16 protein-coding genes are annotated in these 16,462 nt (G+C 65.8%); 9 read left to right on the forward strand and 7 right to left on the reverse strand.

Annotation, left to right across the window (positions count from 1 at the left end; all coding sequences use genetic code 11):
- Window positions 1-264: 264 nt before the first annotated feature.
- The 3 genes from U8330_RS12740 to U8330_RS12750 all read left to right on the forward strand — a co-directional run bounded on the left by U8330_RS12740 (window position 265) and on the right by U8330_RS12750 (window position 2,893).
- Window positions 265-1,836, forward strand: a complete 1,572-nt coding sequence (locus U8330_RS12740) for a DUF853 domain-containing protein (RefSeq protein WP_323105644.1) — start codon at window positions 265-267, stop codon at window positions 1,834-1,836.
- A 298-nt stretch (window positions 1,837-2,134) separates the two neighbouring features.
- Entirely contained in the window at window positions 2,135-2,344 is a 210-nt protein-coding gene (locus U8330_RS12745; protein ID WP_323105645.1) for a cold-shock protein, read from the forward strand.
- Between the two features lie 324 nt (window positions 2,345-2,668).
- Entirely contained in the window at window positions 2,669-2,893 is a 225-nt protein-coding gene (locus U8330_RS12750; protein WP_323105646.1) for a hypothetical protein, read from the forward strand.
- A gap of 330 nt (window positions 2,894-3,223) precedes the next feature.
- Here the strand turns inward: U8330_RS12750 and U8330_RS12755 are convergent, their stop codons facing one another.
- Window positions 3,224-4,009, reverse strand: coding sequence for a VOC family protein (locus U8330_RS12755; protein WP_323107282.1), 786 nt, complete (start codon window positions 4,007-4,009; stop codon window positions 3,224-3,226).
- Window positions 4,010-4,069: 60 nt separating this feature from the next.
- On the opposite strand from U8330_RS12755, the gene U8330_RS12760 reads away from it, so the two are divergent.
- Complete coding sequence (locus U8330_RS12760; protein ID WP_323105647.1) at window positions 4,070-4,537, forward strand: MarR family transcriptional regulator; 468 nt, start codon at window positions 4,070-4,072, stop codon at window positions 4,535-4,537.
- Between the two features lie 117 nt (window positions 4,538-4,654).
- Here the strand turns inward: U8330_RS12760 and U8330_RS12765 are convergent, their stop codons facing one another.
- Window positions 4,655-5,074, reverse strand: coding sequence for an organic hydroperoxide resistance protein (locus U8330_RS12765; RefSeq protein WP_323105648.1), 420 nt, complete (start codon window positions 5,072-5,074; stop codon window positions 4,655-4,657).
- Window positions 5,075-5,281: 207 nt separating this feature from the next.
- On the opposite strand from U8330_RS12765, the gene U8330_RS12770 reads away from it, so the two are divergent.
- The 3 genes from U8330_RS12770 (at window position 5,282) to U8330_RS12780 (ending at window position 8,327) form a co-directional block, all read left to right on the forward strand.
- Window positions 5,282-5,815 carry a MarR family winged helix-turn-helix transcriptional regulator gene (locus U8330_RS12770; protein WP_323105649.1) on the forward strand — a complete coding sequence of 178 codons (534 nt, stop codon included), beginning with the start codon at window positions 5,282-5,284 and terminating at the stop codon, window positions 5,813-5,815.
- Window positions 5,816-6,021: 206 nt separating this feature from the next.
- Window positions 6,022-7,941, forward strand: coding sequence for a PAS domain-containing sensor histidine kinase (locus U8330_RS12775; RefSeq protein ID WP_323105650.1), 1,920 nt, complete (start codon window positions 6,022-6,024; stop codon window positions 7,939-7,941).
- A complete protein-coding gene (locus U8330_RS12780; protein WP_323105651.1) occupies window positions 7,938-8,327 on the forward strand; it encodes a response regulator in 390 nt (129 codons plus the stop codon). The genes U8330_RS12775 and U8330_RS12780 overlap by 4 nt, the downstream gene beginning before the upstream one ends.
- Before the next feature lie 60 nt (window positions 8,328-8,387).
- Here U8330_RS12780 and U8330_RS12785 read toward each other — a convergent pair whose 3' ends face one another.
- Both U8330_RS12785 and U8330_RS12790 read right to left on the reverse strand, forming a co-directional pair.
- On the reverse strand, window positions 8,388-9,170 hold the full coding sequence (locus U8330_RS12785; RefSeq protein WP_323105652.1) for a L,D-transpeptidase: 783 nt from the start codon (window positions 9,168-9,170) through the stop codon (window positions 8,388-8,390).
- Between the two features lie 267 nt (window positions 9,171-9,437).
- Window positions 9,438-11,747, reverse strand: a complete 2,310-nt coding sequence (locus U8330_RS12790) for a putative bifunctional diguanylate cyclase/phosphodiesterase (protein ID WP_323105653.1) — start codon at window positions 11,745-11,747, stop codon at window positions 9,438-9,440.
- 352 nt (window positions 11,748-12,099) lie between these two features.
- Here U8330_RS12790 and U8330_RS12795 point away from each other — a divergent pair, with 352 nt between their 5' ends.
- A complete protein-coding gene (locus tag U8330_RS12795; RefSeq protein WP_323105654.1) occupies window positions 12,100-12,759 on the forward strand; it encodes a glutathione S-transferase family protein in 660 nt (219 codons plus the stop codon).
- Between the two features lie 39 nt (window positions 12,760-12,798).
- Here the strand turns inward: U8330_RS12795 and U8330_RS12800 are convergent, their stop codons facing one another.
- Window positions 12,799-13,710, reverse strand: coding sequence for a LysR substrate-binding domain-containing protein (locus U8330_RS12800; protein WP_323105655.1), 912 nt, complete (start codon window positions 13,708-13,710; stop codon window positions 12,799-12,801).
- 380 nt (window positions 13,711-14,090) lie between these two features.
- Window positions 14,091-14,462 carry a DUF4406 domain-containing protein gene (locus U8330_RS12805; RefSeq protein ID WP_323105656.1) on the reverse strand — a complete coding sequence of 124 codons (372 nt, stop codon included), beginning with the start codon at window positions 14,460-14,462 and terminating at the stop codon, window positions 14,091-14,093.
- Window positions 14,463-14,549: 87 nt separating this feature from the next.
- Between U8330_RS12805 and U8330_RS12810 the strand changes: the two genes are divergently transcribed.
- A complete protein-coding gene (locus U8330_RS12810) occupies window positions 14,550-15,302 on the forward strand; it encodes a DeoR/GlpR family DNA-binding transcription regulator (RefSeq protein ID WP_323105657.1) in 753 nt (250 codons plus the stop codon).
- Between the two features lie 12 nt (window positions 15,303-15,314).
- Here U8330_RS12810 and U8330_RS12815 read toward each other — a convergent pair whose 3' ends face one another.
- Entirely contained in the window at window positions 15,315-16,319 is a 1,005-nt protein-coding gene (locus tag U8330_RS12815; RefSeq protein WP_323105658.1) for an asparaginase, read from the reverse strand.
- Window positions 16,320-16,462 lie beyond the last annotated feature (143 nt).

Genomic DNA, 16,462 nt, shown 5'->3' on the forward strand with positions numbered 1-16,462 from the left:
TCCCCGGCATGAGGCCGGGCCATCTTCGTCCGCGGCGCGCAGCGCGCCATGCAGATCGCCGGCGGATCATTTCACGAGCCTCGGCCGAAGACAAGGAAAGCGCCGAGGCAATGCGCTGCCGTCGTCCCGCCGGCTGCACGCGCCGCAGTTGCCGCTGGCGCGCCGCCCTTCTATAAGCGGGTGGTGACACTGACCAGCGAGCAGTGACCGTGCGGCGTCGGCTGCGGCCCGGACAAACAGGGTTCATCAGGGTGGAGGATTTCGATGCTTGAAGACGGAAAGCTCTTTCTCGGCGCCAGCCGAAACCCGGACGACACGATCAACAAGGGCGAATATCTCGACCTGAAATTCGGCAACCGCCACGGTCTCGTCACCGGCGCCACCGGAACGGGCAAGACCGTGACGCTGCAGGTTCTGGCGGAGGGCTTCTCCAAGGCGGGCGTGCCGGTCTTCTGCGCAGACGTGAAGGGCGACCTCTCAGGCATTGCCGCTCTCGGCGAGGCGAAGGATTTTCTCCTCAAGCGCGCCGAGCAGATCGGCTTCAGCGAGTATGATGTCGAGCAGTTTCCGGTGATCTTCTGGGATCTCTACGGCGAGAAAGGCCACCGGGTCCGCACCACCATGTCGGAGATGGGCCCGCTGCTCTTGTCCCGGCTGATGAACGCTTCGGATGCGCAGGAAGGCGTTCTCAACATCGCCTTCAAGCTCGCCGACGAGGGCGGCCTGCCGCTTCTAGACTTGAAGGACCTTCGGGCGCTGCTCACCTATATGGGCGAGAATGCGGGCGAGCTCTCGGCCAAGTTCGGCTTTATCTCCAAGGCCTCGGTCGGCTCCATTCAGCGCGAGTTGCTGATCCTCGAGCAGCAGGGCGCCGAGCATTTCTTTGGAGAGCCGGCGCTGAAGATCACCGATATCATGCGCGTTGCCAATGATGGGCGCGGCGTCATTTCGGTTCTGGCCGCCGACAAGCTGATGATGAATCCGCGCCTCTACGGCACCTTCCTGCTCTGGCTGCTCTCTGAACTGTTCGAGGAACTGCCCGAGGTGGGCGACCCGGACAAGCCGCGGCTGGTCTTCTTCTTCGACGAGGCGCATCTCCTCTTCAACGACGCGCCGAAAATGCTGCTGGAGCGTGTCGAGCAGGTCGTGCGCCTGATCCGCTCCAAGGGCGTCGGCGTCTATTTCGTCACGCAGAACCCGCTCGACGTGCCGGAAACCGTGCTCGCCCAGCTCGGCAACCGCGTGCAGCATGCGCTGCGCGCCTATACCCCGCGCGAGCAGAAGGCGGTGAAGACCGCGGCGGAGACCTTCCGCGCCAACCCCGCCTTCGATTGCGCCACCGCCATCACCGCGCTCGGCACCGGCGAGGCGCTGATTTCGACGCTTGAAGGCAAGGGCGCCCCCTCCATGGTCGAACGCACCCTGATCCGCCCGCCCTCGGCGCGGGTCGGGCCGCTCAGCGAGGCGGAACGCCGCGAAAACCTGTCCAAGAGCCCCGTCGCCGGTCTCTATGACGAGGATTACGACCGGGAATCCGCCTATGAGATCCTCGCCAAGCGGGCGGCCAAGGCGACCGAAGCGGCGGAAATGGCCCGCGAAGCCGCCTCCGACGAAGCCGCACCGGCGCCGGGCACCGCCTCCACCCGCTGGACGCTGCCGGGCTTCGGCGACGAGGCGCCCGCCCCTTCCCGCGCCGGAACGGCCGAGAAGCCGCGCAGCCGCGGATACCAGCGCGAGACGATTGCCGAGGCCGCGATGAAGACGGTGGCCCGCACCGTCGCCTCCTCGCTCGGCCGGGCCCTGGTGCGCGGCATCCTGGGCAGCCTTAAGCGCTGATTTTTGCGCCGGATTTCCCCCCGGCGCCTCCCTCTTCTACCAGGCCTTTTGCCCTGCCCTTTCAAGATGGTGCGGCAGGGGCCTCGCCTTGAGTCAAAAGCATGAAAATCACAGCCAAGACTTACGAAAACATGGGGCCTTGCAATTCTTGATCGAAGCGCCTATCTTGTGTCCATCGATCTTGTATTGGAGCTTTGCTCCCGCGCCGAGGCGCCACGTAATCTTCTCTTTCAACGTCGATCTCACTGCTCGTTCTTATGAACGGGCGATTACTCATCACGACTGAAAGGGTTTCATCGTGGCTACCGGTACCGTCAAGTTCTTCAACACCACCAAGGGCTTCGGCTTCATCGCTCCGGACAACGGCGCATCCGACGTTTTCGTTCACATCTCGGCCGTTGAGCGCGCCGGCATGCGCACGCTGAACGAAGGCCAGAAGGTCAACTTCGAAGTTGTCCAGGACCGTCGCAGCGGCAAGTCCGCAGCTGACAACCTGAGCGCCGCCTAAGTGGCAGGCTGAGCCTGCGCTGCCCGTCCGTACGGACGCAAGGCTGGCGCAAGGTTCGGCACGCAGGATTGTTCTGTTGTTTCCGGAAACCTGACCACGGATGGACTGGCAGGGTTCCGTCGAAACGACGTGAGGAAGGTCGGGGATTTCCCGGCCTTTTTTCTTTTCGGGACCTTCGATCCGGGCCACAGCGATCCCTCTCGCGCAGTCCGTTGCGGCAGCTCCGCTCCCGCCGCCCGTTTCAAGGTTCCGCATCATCGACCTGCACGCGTCTTCAAGCCCGTCATCCCCGACGCGCGGCGCTGCCCGAGGAGTGAAGCGCCAATGACCCCCGCCGACACGCCGCCGAAGACCGAGCCGTCCCGCCGGTCGCATGGCGCCAAGGCCAGCCAGACCGACAGCGAGGCCCGGGCGATCATCGACAGCGAGGAACGCCAGCGCCGCATCAAGACCGAGCGCCTGCGCCAGGCCCGCATCGCCCAACAAGCCACCGAAATCCCAGCCCCGCCAAAGGCCAAGCCGAAGCGCAAGGCAGCGGTGAAGGCCTGAGGCTGACCGGACGGCGAGAACCCAGCCGCGGTGGCAAGCACGCGGTCGTCGATCCGCCCGTTTCGCCTGGCCAAAAGACCCCCTCTGGCCTGCCGGCCATCTCCCCCACAAGGGGGGAGAGACTGTGGGGTTGGCTTCGAGACCCTATTCGCCCGCTCTGAAATGAAGGCGACGCTTGCGGCCAAGTGTGGCAGGCGTTCGTCGCACGGTCTCTCCCCTTGTGGGGGAGATGGCCGGCAGGCCAGAGGGGGTCTTGCGCGCGTCGGTCACCGTCTTCGAGGGCTGAAGCGCATGCTGCGTCGGGCCATGCCACTGCGTGCCCCACCGCCCTCACCGGGTCGGGGCAACGAGGCTGAAGTGGGCGCCTTGGGGGTCGGTGGCGTTGACGATATAGGCCGGACCCGGCACTTCCTGCGGGCCGAAGATCACCGTGCCGCCGCCGAGCGCGATGCGGTCGACCGCGGCATCGAGTGCCGGGACCGCGACATAATAGGACCAGGCGACGGGACATTGCGGCTGGCGGGTCATCATGCCGCCGATCGCCAGCCCCTCATGGGCGAAGATGCGATAGGTGCCCATTGGCCCCATGTCCATGTCGCGCTCCTTCGTCCAGCCGAAGAGGGCGGAATAGAAGGCAAAGGCCTCCTCTCCATCACCGGCCTGCAGCTCGGCCCAACCGAGCTGGCCCGGCGCCATCACCGGCAGGACCGGCGGCGGCGGATCCATCGGCAAAGGCGTCATGATGCAGAGGACGGCGCCATGCGGATCGCCGATGACGGCGAAGCGGCCGATGCCCGGAATATCCTCCGGCGGTCGGCGGATACTGCCGCCCTTCACCTCGGCCAGCGCAGCGGTGGCGTCGCAATCGTCAACGGCGACGTAACCCGTCCAGTTCGGCGGCACGCCCTCGCCCACGAGCGAGGCTGGCAGCGCCATCATGCCGGCGACCCCGACGGTCCCCGCCTCCCCCGGCAGGCCGGCTTCGAAGACAGTGTAGTCCGTCCCCTCCATAGGGCGCGACGACCAGCCGACCACGTCGCCATAAAAGCGCGAGGCGCTCTCGACATCCGTCGTCATCAGCTCGATCCAGATGAATTTCCCGTGCACCCGCTCCAAGGTCCCCTCCATGCGAAAGCTTGGCTTGACATATTACGTTGATATCAACACATATAACGCATGTCAAACCGGTCCGATGCGCCGATCCGCCTCAGCTTTGAAACGACGCTCCTCGTGCGCGACACCTGCCTCTGCCTGCATGCGCAGCGGGCGGCACGGGCCCTGGCGCGGCGCTTCGACGAGGCGCTGCGCCCGCTCAATCTTACGAATGGGCAGTTCTCGCTGCTGATGGCACTGAACCGGCCGGAGCCGGTGGCGATGGGGCCGGTGGCGGCGCTGCTGGCCATGGACCGCACGACGCTGACCGCTGCGCTCAAGGTGCTGGAGCGGCGCGGCCTGCTGACGATCACGCCTGACCCGAAGGACAGGCGCGGCCGCAGGCTGGCGCTCACGGAGCCCGGCCGCGGCCTGCTCCGCGACGCCCTGCCGATCTGGCAGCGCGTGCATGGGGCGCTGGAAGCAGACCTGCCCGACGGGAACGCGACCCGACTGCGCCAGGATCTGGTGACGCTTGGCCGCCTGACCTGATCAAGGTGCGGCACGAAGCAGAAAGCCCCGCCCTGCACGCCGGCAGGACGGGGCTCGAACGCGGCGACCGTTCTCGCCGCGCTCTGAACGAATGGGAAAACCCGGTCTTTCGAATGCTCAGGCGACGCTGACTTCGACTTCCGTCGCGGTGCGCATGGCGTGGCTGTAGGGGCAGACCTGATGCGCCTTGGCGACCAGGCGCTCGGCCGTTTCGCGATCGAGACCGGGAACATCGGCAAGCAGCGAGACTTCGATGCGGAAGCCGCCGTCGTCGCGGGTCGCGAAGCTCACGGTCGCGGTGACCTTGGCATCATCCGGAATCTTGACCTTTTCCTTGCCGGCAACATTTTTCAGCGCACCGAGGAAGCAGGCGGAGTAGCCGGCCGCAAAGAGCTGCTCGGGATTGGTGCCGGTGGCGCCATCGCCGCCGAGTTCCTTCGGCACGGTGAGGGTGACATCGAGAACGCCGTTGTCCGACACGGCGCGGCCCGCGCGGCCGCCGCTGGCAGTGGCCTTGGTGGTGTAGAGAATAGACATGGTCGTCTCCTTGATTATGGGTCGACGGATCGACGGGCGAAAAACTGTGAACGGATCGCGGCAAGAGCGCCTGGCACCGCACCGGCGGCATCCAGGTTCGTCAAACTCTCCCAACGCTGCGCCGGCATCTTGTTAGCGCACAATTTCGTTGTGCGCAATATGATTTTGCAAATTGATTTTTTCGGGTGAATGTGACAGAGTCCGCCCATGATCAAGGCTCCCCTTACCAAGGTTGGACATGGCGCGAAGGCCGGGCATGGCGCGAAGGCCAGAGAGGCTGTGCGTGCCGGCGATGCGCCGCAGCCGGTGCTCGACCAGCATTTGTGCTTCGCCGTTTATTCGCTCGCCCATGCCTTCACCCGCGCCTACAAGCCGCTTTTGGAGGCCATGGGCGTCACCTATCCGCAATATCTCGTGCTTCTGGCGCTGTGGGAGCATGGGGACATGACCGTGCGGGAGATCGGCGACGCGCTGGGCCTTGACTCCGGCACGCTCTCTCCCCTTTTGAAGCGGTTGGAGGCCGCCGGTTTCGTCTCGCGCCAGCGCGACAAGGCGGACGAACGTCAGGTCATCGTCTCGCTGACCGACACCGGCCTCGCCCTGCGCGAGACGGCCGCCTCGGTCTTTACGCAGATCGGCGAAGCGACCGGGTGCACGCTGGACGAGGCATCGGCGCTGCGCGACGCCCTTGTCCGGGTCGCCGACCGGTTGAATGCCGGCAGCGTGTCGGACCCGCGCTGACCCTTACCCCAAGGTCGGGCGCAGCTTGCCTGCACCGTGCGCCGTTCCGTCATCCCGCACCGGCCCATAGTGCCCTCGGATCGATCAGCCCTTCGACCAAGGTCTCTGCAGACGGCATGGCAAGGGCCAGATAAGGTCACTTCTCAAGCGCCGCGCCCTGGCCTAGGCTCAGCCTGTCTTGCGGGCCTGGATGCAACAGGAGGTTGGTGGCGTTGATAGGCATGGACGAGGCGCGCGCGGGGGGCGCGCCGGTCAACCGGGACCCGTGCGACCGCGCGGCGCAGGCCAGCGCCGTTGTCGTCGGCACGGTGGCCCTCATGGTGCTCGCTCTGTGGGTCGTTGCGCCGCAGGCGCTGTTTCAGGCGCAGCCCATGCTGTTCGCCATGCCGTTCAATGCGGGGCTCGCCTTTCTCCTCAGTGCCGGATCGACCCTTTGCCTGGTGATGGGCCGCACCCGCCTTGCCCGCGCCTGCGCTCTTCTTTCGGGGCTTCTCGCCGTGATCGCGCTCTTCGAACACAGCCGCGGCCTCGGGCCTGTGGAGCGCTTCCTCGCAAGCCCCCTGCCGAGCCCTACTGGCCAGCGCCGCGGCGGCATGGCCGTCAACACCGCGCTCTGCTTCTTTGCGCTCGACCTCGCGCTCCTGCGCATGAGCGGGCTGCGGCGGGCCTCGCGCCTCTCCCTCCTGCTGCTCGCCACGGTGCTGATGATTAGCGCCGGGTCCATGCTCGGCACGGTGCTGAACATCGCGGCCGGAGAGGACTGGATGCGGCTGGCCCGCATGTCGCCGCAGACTGCGGTCTGTTTCTCCCTGCTCGTGCTGCCGCTGTTCTTCCGGCGTCCTGAAACGCTCAATCAGGACCGTGCCACGCTGGCGGCCGCGCTGGTCGCGGCACTCTATGTGCTGGTGACCGGGCTCACCTTCATCGAGCTGAAGCGGCAGCGCGCCCTCGTCACCCTGCCGCAAGGCGTGGTCGATGTGCAGGCGACGCTGATCGCCATCCTGCTCGTCTCCGGCCTCGCCTTCTTCTGCCTCATCCTCTATGCGCTGCGCGCCGTGCGCCGTCAGCGCGAAACCGCGCAGGAGCTGGCCGGCACCCATGCCCGCCTGACGGCGGTGTTCGACACCGCGCCCGATGGAATCGTGACGATCAGCGAGCGGGGAACGATCCTATCGGTCAACCCCGCCTGCGAGCGCATCTTCGGCTATGCGGTCAGCGAGATGGTCGGCCGCGATATCGGCGTGCTGATGCCCGAACCCGCTCCCGCTGGGCAGGAGGGCGATGCCACGCGGGAAACGGAAGGCCTGCGGCGGGACGGCAGCACGGTCGCGCTCGAAATTTCCACTTCCCGTTTCCAGCTCGGGCGCCAGCGCGTGGCCTCGGCCATCCTGCGCGATATCAGCCTGCGCAAGCGGCAGGAACGGCAGATCTTGGAGGCGAATGCCGAGCTCGAGGAATTCTCCTACCGCACCTCGCACGATCTTCGTTCGCCGATCGCCTCCTCTCTGGGCCTGATCGCCATCTGCCGCGACATGATCCGCGACGGCGCGAGCCTTGCCGAGATCGATCCGGTGCTTTCCCGCATCGAGACCGGCTTCCGCCGCCTCGACCAGCTGATCCAGAACATCATCCTGCTGACCCGAACCAAGGTCCTGGAGGAGCCGACGACGCCGGTGCAGGTCTTGGGCGCCGTGCGCGACTCGATCGACCGGATGCGGCTGACGCGCGAGGGCGAAGGAATCGCCTTCCTTCTCGAAATTCCCGAGACGTTGACGATCCACACCAAGATCAGCCGCTTCCGCATCATCATCGACACGCTGATCTCCAACGCCATCAAATTCGCCGATCCCACGGAGGAGGAGCCGGAGATCCGCATCCTTGCGCAGTCCGGCCTCGGCACGGTGACCCTGCATGTCATCGACAACGGGCTCGGCATCGACCCCGCGGACGAGCGAAATCTGTTTCAAATGTTCAAGCGGTTTCATCCTGCGCGTGCAGAAGGCAGCGGACTCGGTCTATACATCCTGCGCAAGAGCGCAGAACATCTGGGCGGCACCGTCGCCTATCGTCGCCGGCCGAAGGGCAGCGCGTTTTCTGTGCGGCTGCCGCAGGGAGGAAGGGCATGACGGCCATACGCTCGATATTGACGGTCGATGACGATGAAAGCGACCTGTTCATCTGCGCCTACACGATCCGCAAGTTCGACCCTGGCATCACGGTGCACAAGGCGGAGAACGGCCTGGCGGCGATCGAGGTGCTGCAGACGATCGATCGGCCCGACGCCATCATTCTCGACATCAACATGCCGGTGATGAACGGGTTCGAATTTCTCGAGCGCTATGCCCGCGAGTTCAACGGCCATGCACCGGTCGTGGCGATGCTGACGAGTTCGCACCTGAGCGCCGACCGGGAGAAGGCGCTGCGCTACGATTTCGTGAAGAGCTATTTCGAAAAGCCGCTGAAGCGGGAGGATCTGGAAATCCTCGACCGCATGCTGAGCGGGCAGGCCTGAACGGCGATCACGCCGAAGCGGCGGACCCTGCGCAAGCGCACGGTCCGCACGGCTTCTGCCTCAGACGACGAGGATCGGCGCCTTGACGCGGACGCGATCATAGAGATCGATCACATCCTGGTTGATCAGCCGGACGCAGCCCGAAGAGACGGCCTTGCCGATCGAGTTCCATTCCGGCGTGCCGTGCAGGCGGTAGAGTGTGTCCTGCCCGTCCTTGAAGATATACATGGCGCGCGCGCCGAGCGGGTTCATCAGGCCCGGCTCCATGCCGCCATTGGCGATCGAATAGGGCTCGAGATGCGGCTGGCGGGCGACCATTTCGTTCGGCGGCTTCCAGCGCGGCCAGGCCTGCTTCCACTGGATCACGCCGCGGCCGGACCAGGCAAAGCCTTCGCGGCCGATGCCGACGCCATAGCGCATCGCCCGTCCGCCGCCCTGAGTCAGGTAGAGAAAGCGGTCCTTGGTATCGACGATGATCGTGCCCGGCGCCTCGCCGAACGGATCGGCGACCTCCTGGCGATAGTAGCGCTGGTTGATCTGCTGATAGGGAACGGCCGGAATGATGTAGCCGCCATCCGAGATCGAGCCATAGACGCCGGCATAGTAGGAGGAGTCCGGCGCAAGGCCCGTCTGGTACTGCGCGGGCCCATCCAGATAGCGGTAGCCGCCGCCGGGCGGGGCAAAGCGATTGTCAAAGGCGGGGTTGCGGAAATAGGGCGCCGTCTCCTGATTGAAGCTCGGCGTGTTGGACGTATAGTTGCAGGCGCTCAAGGTCGCCGATGCGGCGGCGAGCCCGGTCAGGTTCAAGAAACCGCGGCGGGAGATCGGCTTGTTCGTGGTCATCGGCTTCCGGCTCTACGCAAAGACTGATCGGCACCGCGCGGAAGCTCCGGCACGGCGGCGCAGGAACGCGGCACGCCCCTCGGCAGTTTCCCGCTTTCTCGAAAAAACCGCTTGAGATCGGGATGCTGCAGCGTGTCCTGCTTATGGCCAGCATCTATGTCATGCCCGCGCTGGAGCGAGACTTGCGCGGATCGATTGTGAGCGATGCTTAACCGATCACCCACCACCTGTGGCAAAGCTGCCGCAGTCGGGCGCCCCGCGCCGCTTCTAGCGGGTCATCATCGCCGCAAGGGCGGCGGGTTCGAGCGGCCGCGCCACGAGATAGCCCTGGATATCCCGGCAGCCGCAGCCGCGCAGAAAGTCGAGCTGCGCCACCGTTTCCACGCCCTCGGCGATCACGTCGAGCTTCAGCTTCTGGGCGAGCGAGACGATCGCCGCGGTGATGGCCATGTCGTCCTCGTCATCGGGAATATCCTTGACGAAGGACCGGTCGATCTTCAGCCGGCGCACGGGAAAGCGCTTGAGCGCGCTCAAGCTCGAATAGCCGGTCCCGAAATCGTCGATCGCCAATTGCACGCCGATCTCCTCCAGCGCATGCATGGTGGCAATGGCCTGCGGTACGTCCTGCATGATCAGGCTTTCGGTGATCTCCAGTTCGAGCAGACGCGGCGCCAGGTCGGTGGAGAGCAGCGTGGCGGCAACGCGTTCCACCCAGCCTTTCTCGGCAAACTGGCGGGCCGAGACATTGACGCTGACGACCAGATCGGGAAGGCCGGCTTCCTGCCAGGCCTTGGCCTGACGGCAGGCTTCCTTGAGCACCCATTCGCCGATCTCGACGATTAGGCCGGTCTCTTCGGCTAGCGGGACGAACAGGCCGGGGGCGATCAGCCCGTGCTGCGGATGCGCCCAGCGCAGCAGCGCTTCCGCCGCGAAGATGCGGCCTGAAGCGATGTTCTGCTGCGGCTGGTAATGCAGGCGGAATTCGTCGCGCTCCAGCGCCAGACGCAGTTCCTCGACGCGCAGCAGCTTGGCGCGCGCGCTTTCGGCCATTTCGGCCGAGAAGAGCTTGAGATTGTTGCGTCCATGCGCCTTGGCCCGGTACATGGCCGCATCGGCATTGGCGAGGAGTTCGCCCGGCGTGACCCCGTGATCGGGGAAGGTAACGACGCCCATGCTGCAGCTGACCTGAAGCATGCGGCCTTCGATCTCCATCGGCTGGGACACGGAGGCGCGGATTGCCTCCAGGCGCGAGAGGACGACGCTCTGATCGGCCGGCAGCGCGGTGAGGAGAATGATGAACTCGTCGCCGCCCAGGCGCACGATCATATCGCTCTTTCGGACATTCTCGGTCATCCGGCGCGCAACGATGCGCAGCAGGTCGTCGCCGGCGTGATGGCCGAGACTGTCGTTGATCAGCTTGAAATTGTCGAGATCGATGAAGGCGAGCGCCACCCATTCCTGGCGTGCCGCCGCCTCCTCCAGCGCCTCGCGGACACGGGCATCGAACAGCGTCCGGTTGGGTAGGCCGGTCAGCGCGTCGTGATGCGCCATGAAGTGGATGCGCCGCTCGGTCCGGTCGCGTTCGATGGCGATGGCGGCCAGGTTGGTGGCGAAGGTCTGCAGCTCCCGTTCGGCATCCATCGGCTCGCTGACGGTTTCGGAGTAGAGCGCGAAGGTGCCGAGCACCTCGCCCTGATAGGAGCGGATCGGCGTCGACCAGCAGGAGCGGAAGCCGAAGGGACGCACGATCTCCACATAATCGGCCCAGTGCGGATCGGCATAGATGTCTCGCGTCACCACCTGTTCGTTGCGATAAGCGGCGGTTCCGCAGGAGCCGATTGTCGGGCCGATGGGCACGTGATCGAGCAGGCTGACATAGCGCGGATCGAGATTGGGCGCGGATCCGACGGAAAGATGCTTTCCATCGGCGGTGACAAGCAGGATCGCGCCCTTGAGCTGCGGCTGGTTGGCCTCCACGAGGCCGATCAGCTCGCGGAAGATCGTGGGAAGCTCGACGCCCTTGGCGATCATCTCCAGCACCCGCGCCTGGCCGATCAGCAGATGCTCGCCCTTCTTGCGGTCGGTGATGTCGCGCGAGACGCCGACGATCCCGATGATGCGGCCCTGCTGGTCGCGCAACGGCACCTTCGAGGTCATCAGCCAGCGTTCGCCGATCTCGGAGACGGCGGCGCGCTCGATGAGGCCGATCAGCGGCTCGCCGCTTTCGATCACCCGCCGCTCGTTCTCCGCGATGGCGCCTGCCACGTCCGGCGCATGAAGCTCGGCATCCGTGAGCCCGATGATGTCGCGCATGTCGGTGAAACCGTTGTCGGTCACCGTCGCCTGGTTGGCGATGAGGAAGCGGCCGCAGCTATCCTTGGCGTAGATGTAATCCGGAATGTGGTTGACCATGGTTTCCAGCCAGTAATGGCGGTCCACGATATCGGCGGGCGTGCCATAGAGACGGGCGACCTCGGTGACGAGCCGCTCGCTCGCCGCAAACAGCCTGCGGGTCTCGTCGTCGCTCCCAGCCTTGTGCCTGTTTCGCTCGCGCGAGCGATTGATCGTCCTGCTCACAGGGCCCCCCTGGCTTCCGGCTCACCAACGCACAACGTAACCCCTAACGTACAGAAGTTATTCTTCCCTAAAGGTGTGCGGGCTTTGCGACGAAGGCCGCGGCGCGTCGGCCGGCCGCGACGCTCGCGCCCTGCAGGCTGCTCCAGGCCCTGTGCGCTCGCCAATCGGGCGCAGAGCTCCGCAGGCGGCTGTAGGTCGCCGTCATCACCGAATTTCATCGCTTCCATCAGCATCCGCAGCTTCCACGGCGGACAAACCGATCCTAGACAGGGGGAAACGTCCGCCGGACGATCGTCTCGAACTGCGGACTCACCCATGCGTTTTGCCCGGACAAACGAAGGAAGGACCCTCGATGCTGACGATCTATGGCTGCTACACCTCGCGCGCCTCCCGCAATTACTGGCTCGCTCTCGAACTGGGCCTCGAATTCCGCTCCGTGCCGGTCGTTCAGGCCCGGCGGCTTGCCGATCCGCAGGCGCCGGATGCGCCGATCAACACCGCCTCGCCCGCTTTCCTCGCCATCAATCCGATGGGGCAGATCCCGGCGATCGACGATGACGGGCTGGTGCTGACGGAATCGCTTGCCAACAATCTCTACCTCGCCCGCAAGCATGGCGGCCCGCTTGCCGCCGCCGATATTCGGGAAGAAGGGCAGATCGACCATTGGACGCTGTTTGCCGCCACCGCCATCGAGCCGTCCGCCGTGCGCATCGTGCGGACGATCGATGATGGTGCGGGCGAGACCGAGGAAGGCCGCGCCGTCATCGCCGGCGCTCTCGTCACGCTGGCGCAGGGTTTCGCCATCGCCGAACGGCACCTGTCGACGCGCGACTATCTGGTCGGCAACCGCTTCACCGTGGCGGACCTGAACATGGCCGAGGTGTTCCGCTACACCATGTCCCAGACCGCCTTCTTCGAGCGCCACCCTGCGATCGTCGCCTGGGTCGCGCGCTGCCATGACCGCCCGGCATTCAAGCAGATGATGGAGAACCGGCTGGCGGAGCGGTTCTGACGCACGGAATCGACGGCTGCGACGCCTGTCCGCGCCGGGTCACGCCTGGTTCGGCAGGCCGGCGGCGGTGAGGCTGTCGCGGATCTCGCGGCGCAGCCAGTCCTTGAAAGCGCTGGTGATACGGCTTTCGCGGCGCGAGGGGGCGGTGACGAGGTAATGGCCAAAGCCGGTTTCGGCGAAGATCGGGAAGGGAATGACCAGGCTTCCGCGCAAGAGCGCATCGACGGCGAGCGTCTGCCAGGCAAGCATGATGCCCTGACCGGCGATCGCCGCATCCAGACAGAGCGAGGCCTCGTTGAAGATATGACGCGTCGGCATGCTGCGGGTCGCGAGCCCGGCTGCCGTCAACCAGATCGACCAATCGAACATGGCCTGGCCATCGACCACCGCGCCTTCGCGCAGCAGGTCCTCAGGCGTACGGAGCCGCGCGGCGACCGCCGGGCAACAAACCGGGAAGACGCGTTGCGCCAGCAGCGGCTCGGCCCTGACCCCCGCCCAATGGCCGCTGCCGACGCGGATGGCGAGATCGATATCGGACCGCTCGAGGTCGTTCAGCTTCGTCGTCGCTTCGATCCGCAGCCGCAGATCCGGATGGTCTGCCGTGAAGCCATCGAGCCGATGGACCAGCCAGCGCGCGGCGAAGACCGGAGCGACCGAGATCGTCAGGCTTTGCTCGTCGCGCTCGCGGGCGATGGCCACTGCATCGTTCAACGCGAGAAAGCCTTCCTTCAGGCGCGGGGTCAGCCGCTCGCCGAGTGCGGTCAGCTGCAGGCCGCGCGGCGTGCGGTCAAAGAGCGGCCGCCCAAGCTGTTTCTCCGTGCGGGAAAGCTGCTGGCTGACGGCGCCGATGGTGACGCCCAGCTCCTCGGCCGCCGCCTGCAGGGAGCCAAGCCGCGCCACCGCCTCGACCGCCCTGAGCCCGTTCAGATGAACCGAATTGAGATCTCGCATAGAGATTTTCTATAGCAGTGATCAGGCAAACTCAATTGATCTTCGAGCGCGCTGACGAAAGGATGGTATCAAACAGGACCAGGCATCATGACGCTCTTCGACCTTCCCCGCCGCCCTCCGTCCCGGTTTCCCGGACTGAAACGCCGCATTCAAGGCTGGCTGCGCCGGAGGATGGCCGCGCAGCCCACCGTTTCGAGGGTAGCGGAGTGCGGACGACAGGAGTTGCCGGCGTGGATGCGCGACCCTTTCGTCCATCCCGATATTGCCGCCATGAGCCTGCGGCTGCAGGCCGACCTTCCTCCGACCCGCTTTCCCGATCGCGCCTGAGCCGCAACCCGCCGCGCCTCCTTTGAAGCAAGCGGAGGGCGTCGCTGTTTTTCTTACGCAGCCACTTCGGCTGCGCAGCCCGGCACGTCCTCCAGCCTGTGATAGACGGGAATGCCGCGTTCGCGGGCAATGCGAACATCATTGTCGGCGCCCTTGCTCTCGCCCGGCAGACGCAGAACGGCGTCGCAAAGCGCGAGCAGACGACCAGCAACGGGGTGGAAAATCTCCTCATAGAGGTCGTCGCCCACGACCTTTCCACCGCCGGACCGCCAGACCGGCAGCGCCACCCATTCGCCGATCATCGGCACGTGGCCGGCCTGAAACAGGCGATAGGCCGGCGCCTCCAGCCGCCTCAGGTTCTCTGCCATCAGGGCGGGATCATCGCCCGTACCGGAGCGATAGGGGCCGGCGATCAAAATCAGCATGACGTGTCCTTTCACGATTATTCACGAAATATCTTGTTATTTCTCGTTCAAACACGCATTATACCGAAACGTCAAGAGGGAGAGTCCATGCTGACCAGCCAGCGCCACGCGCATATTCTCGATCGCCTCAGCCGCGACGGGCAGATCGTCGCCACTCGGCTCGCGCTTGAGCTCGGGCTCTCGGAAGATACGATCCGCCGCGATCTGCGCGAGCTCGCGGGTGAAGGAAAACTGAAACGGGTACATGGTGGCGCCCTGCCGCTCTCACCCGACCTGCCGGATCTGGCGGAGCGCGAGACGATTGCCGCCGATGTGAAGCAGGCGCTGGGGCGGCGGGCAGCGGCGTTGATCGCGCCGGGCATGGTCGTGTTTCTCGATGGCGGCAGCACCAATGCGGCGCTGGTCGCCGCCCTGCCCCGCAGCCTGACGGTGACGATCGTGACCCACAGCCCGACGATCGCGGCGGCCCTTGCGGGGCACGATGCCGAGGTGATCCTGCTCGGCGGCCGGCTCTACAAGCATTCGATGGTGACGACGGGGGCTGCCGTGGTCGAGGCGCTCGCTGCGCTTCGGGTCGATCTCTTCTTTCTGGGTGCCACCGCGCTGCACCCGGTGCATGGCGCAACGACCGGCGATTATGAGGAGGCGCAGGTCAAGCGCGCCATTGCCGCCCGGGCGGATGCCACCTGGCTCATGGCGGCCGAGCCCAAGTTCGACCGCGTCTCGCCGCATCGCATCCTGCCGCTCGCCGACCTTCAGGGGCTGGTCATACCGGCAGGGCTGGAAGAGGCTCGAATCTCGCCCTATGCCGAAGCGGGGCTGGAGATCGTCACGGCCTGAGGTCGCCGTGCCTCAGAGGAGCGCCTCGGTAACGCGCACCGTCCCGACGGTCATGCCGTTCCAGTTCTTCATCGTCTGCGTCGCTTCGGACTGCAGCGCTTCGGCGAGTTCCGGCTCATCGGCGAAGAAGCGGGCAAGCGTGGCAGCCACCATGGCTTCGGCGGCCCGGGTGGTGCCGTCCTCGCATTTGAGCGCGATGGCGAGGCCCTGTTCGGGGATTGTCGCGCAGAAGACGCCTTCCGCCCCGGTTTTCGCGAAGATTCGGCCGGGCGCCAGCGACATCAGCCGCGTGCAGGCGCGGTTGTGACCGGCGACATAGAAGGGCTCGGCCATGCAGGCTTCCATGAGGCGGCGCGAGGCCCGCGCGCGACCGGGCGAGATGCCCTCCCCCGTCGCCATCTTGGCGAAGCCATGCGCCAGGCCTTTCAGCGGCACGGCATAGGTGGGAATGGCGCAGCCATCGATGCCGCAGACATCCTGCCCCAGCGTCGTGCCGGTCAGCTCGCTCATCACGGCGCGGATCTCGCGCTGGATCGGATGGTCGTAGCCGATGTAACCGGTCGGATCCTCGCCGGCATGGCAGGCCGTGCAGACGAAGCCCGCATGCTTGCCCGAGCAATTGTTATGCAGCGCGCTCGGCCGCTCCAGCCGGCGCGCCTGATCGATCAGCACGCCTTGCGCAAAGGACCAGTGCGCCCCACATTCGAGCGTGTCGACATCGCGGCCGGCGGCGGCGAGCATGGCGGCGGCGAGCGCGGCATGCGCCTCGGTTCCATCATGCGAGGCGCAGGACAGCGCCAGTTCCTTGTCGCCGAAGCCATAGGCATCGGCCGCCCCCCCTTCAACCAGCGGCAGCGCCTGCATGGCCTTGCAGGCGGAACGCGGGAAGACCGGCGTCTCCACATCGCCCTGCGAGAAGACAACGCGGCCCCCGCCATCGACCACCACCACCACGCCGCGATGGCGGCTTTCGACGAGATTGCCGCGCGTGACTTCGACCAGAACCGGATTTGCCATTTTCTGCCCTCAAAGAACCCCAATCAGCCCCGCGAAGTCATCGCGGGCAGCGCCTCGTCCTACGGGCGTCGATCGCTCGCCTCTTAGACCATCGCCACCGAAAGGCAAACCGGATCGGGCGAGACCCCGTCGCCCATCCCCGA

Source organism: Rhizobium sp. CC-YZS058 (assembly GCF_034720595.1).
In the GTDB taxonomy this organism is placed as follows: domain Bacteria; phylum Pseudomonadota; class Alphaproteobacteria; order Rhizobiales; family Rhizobiaceae; genus Ferranicluibacter.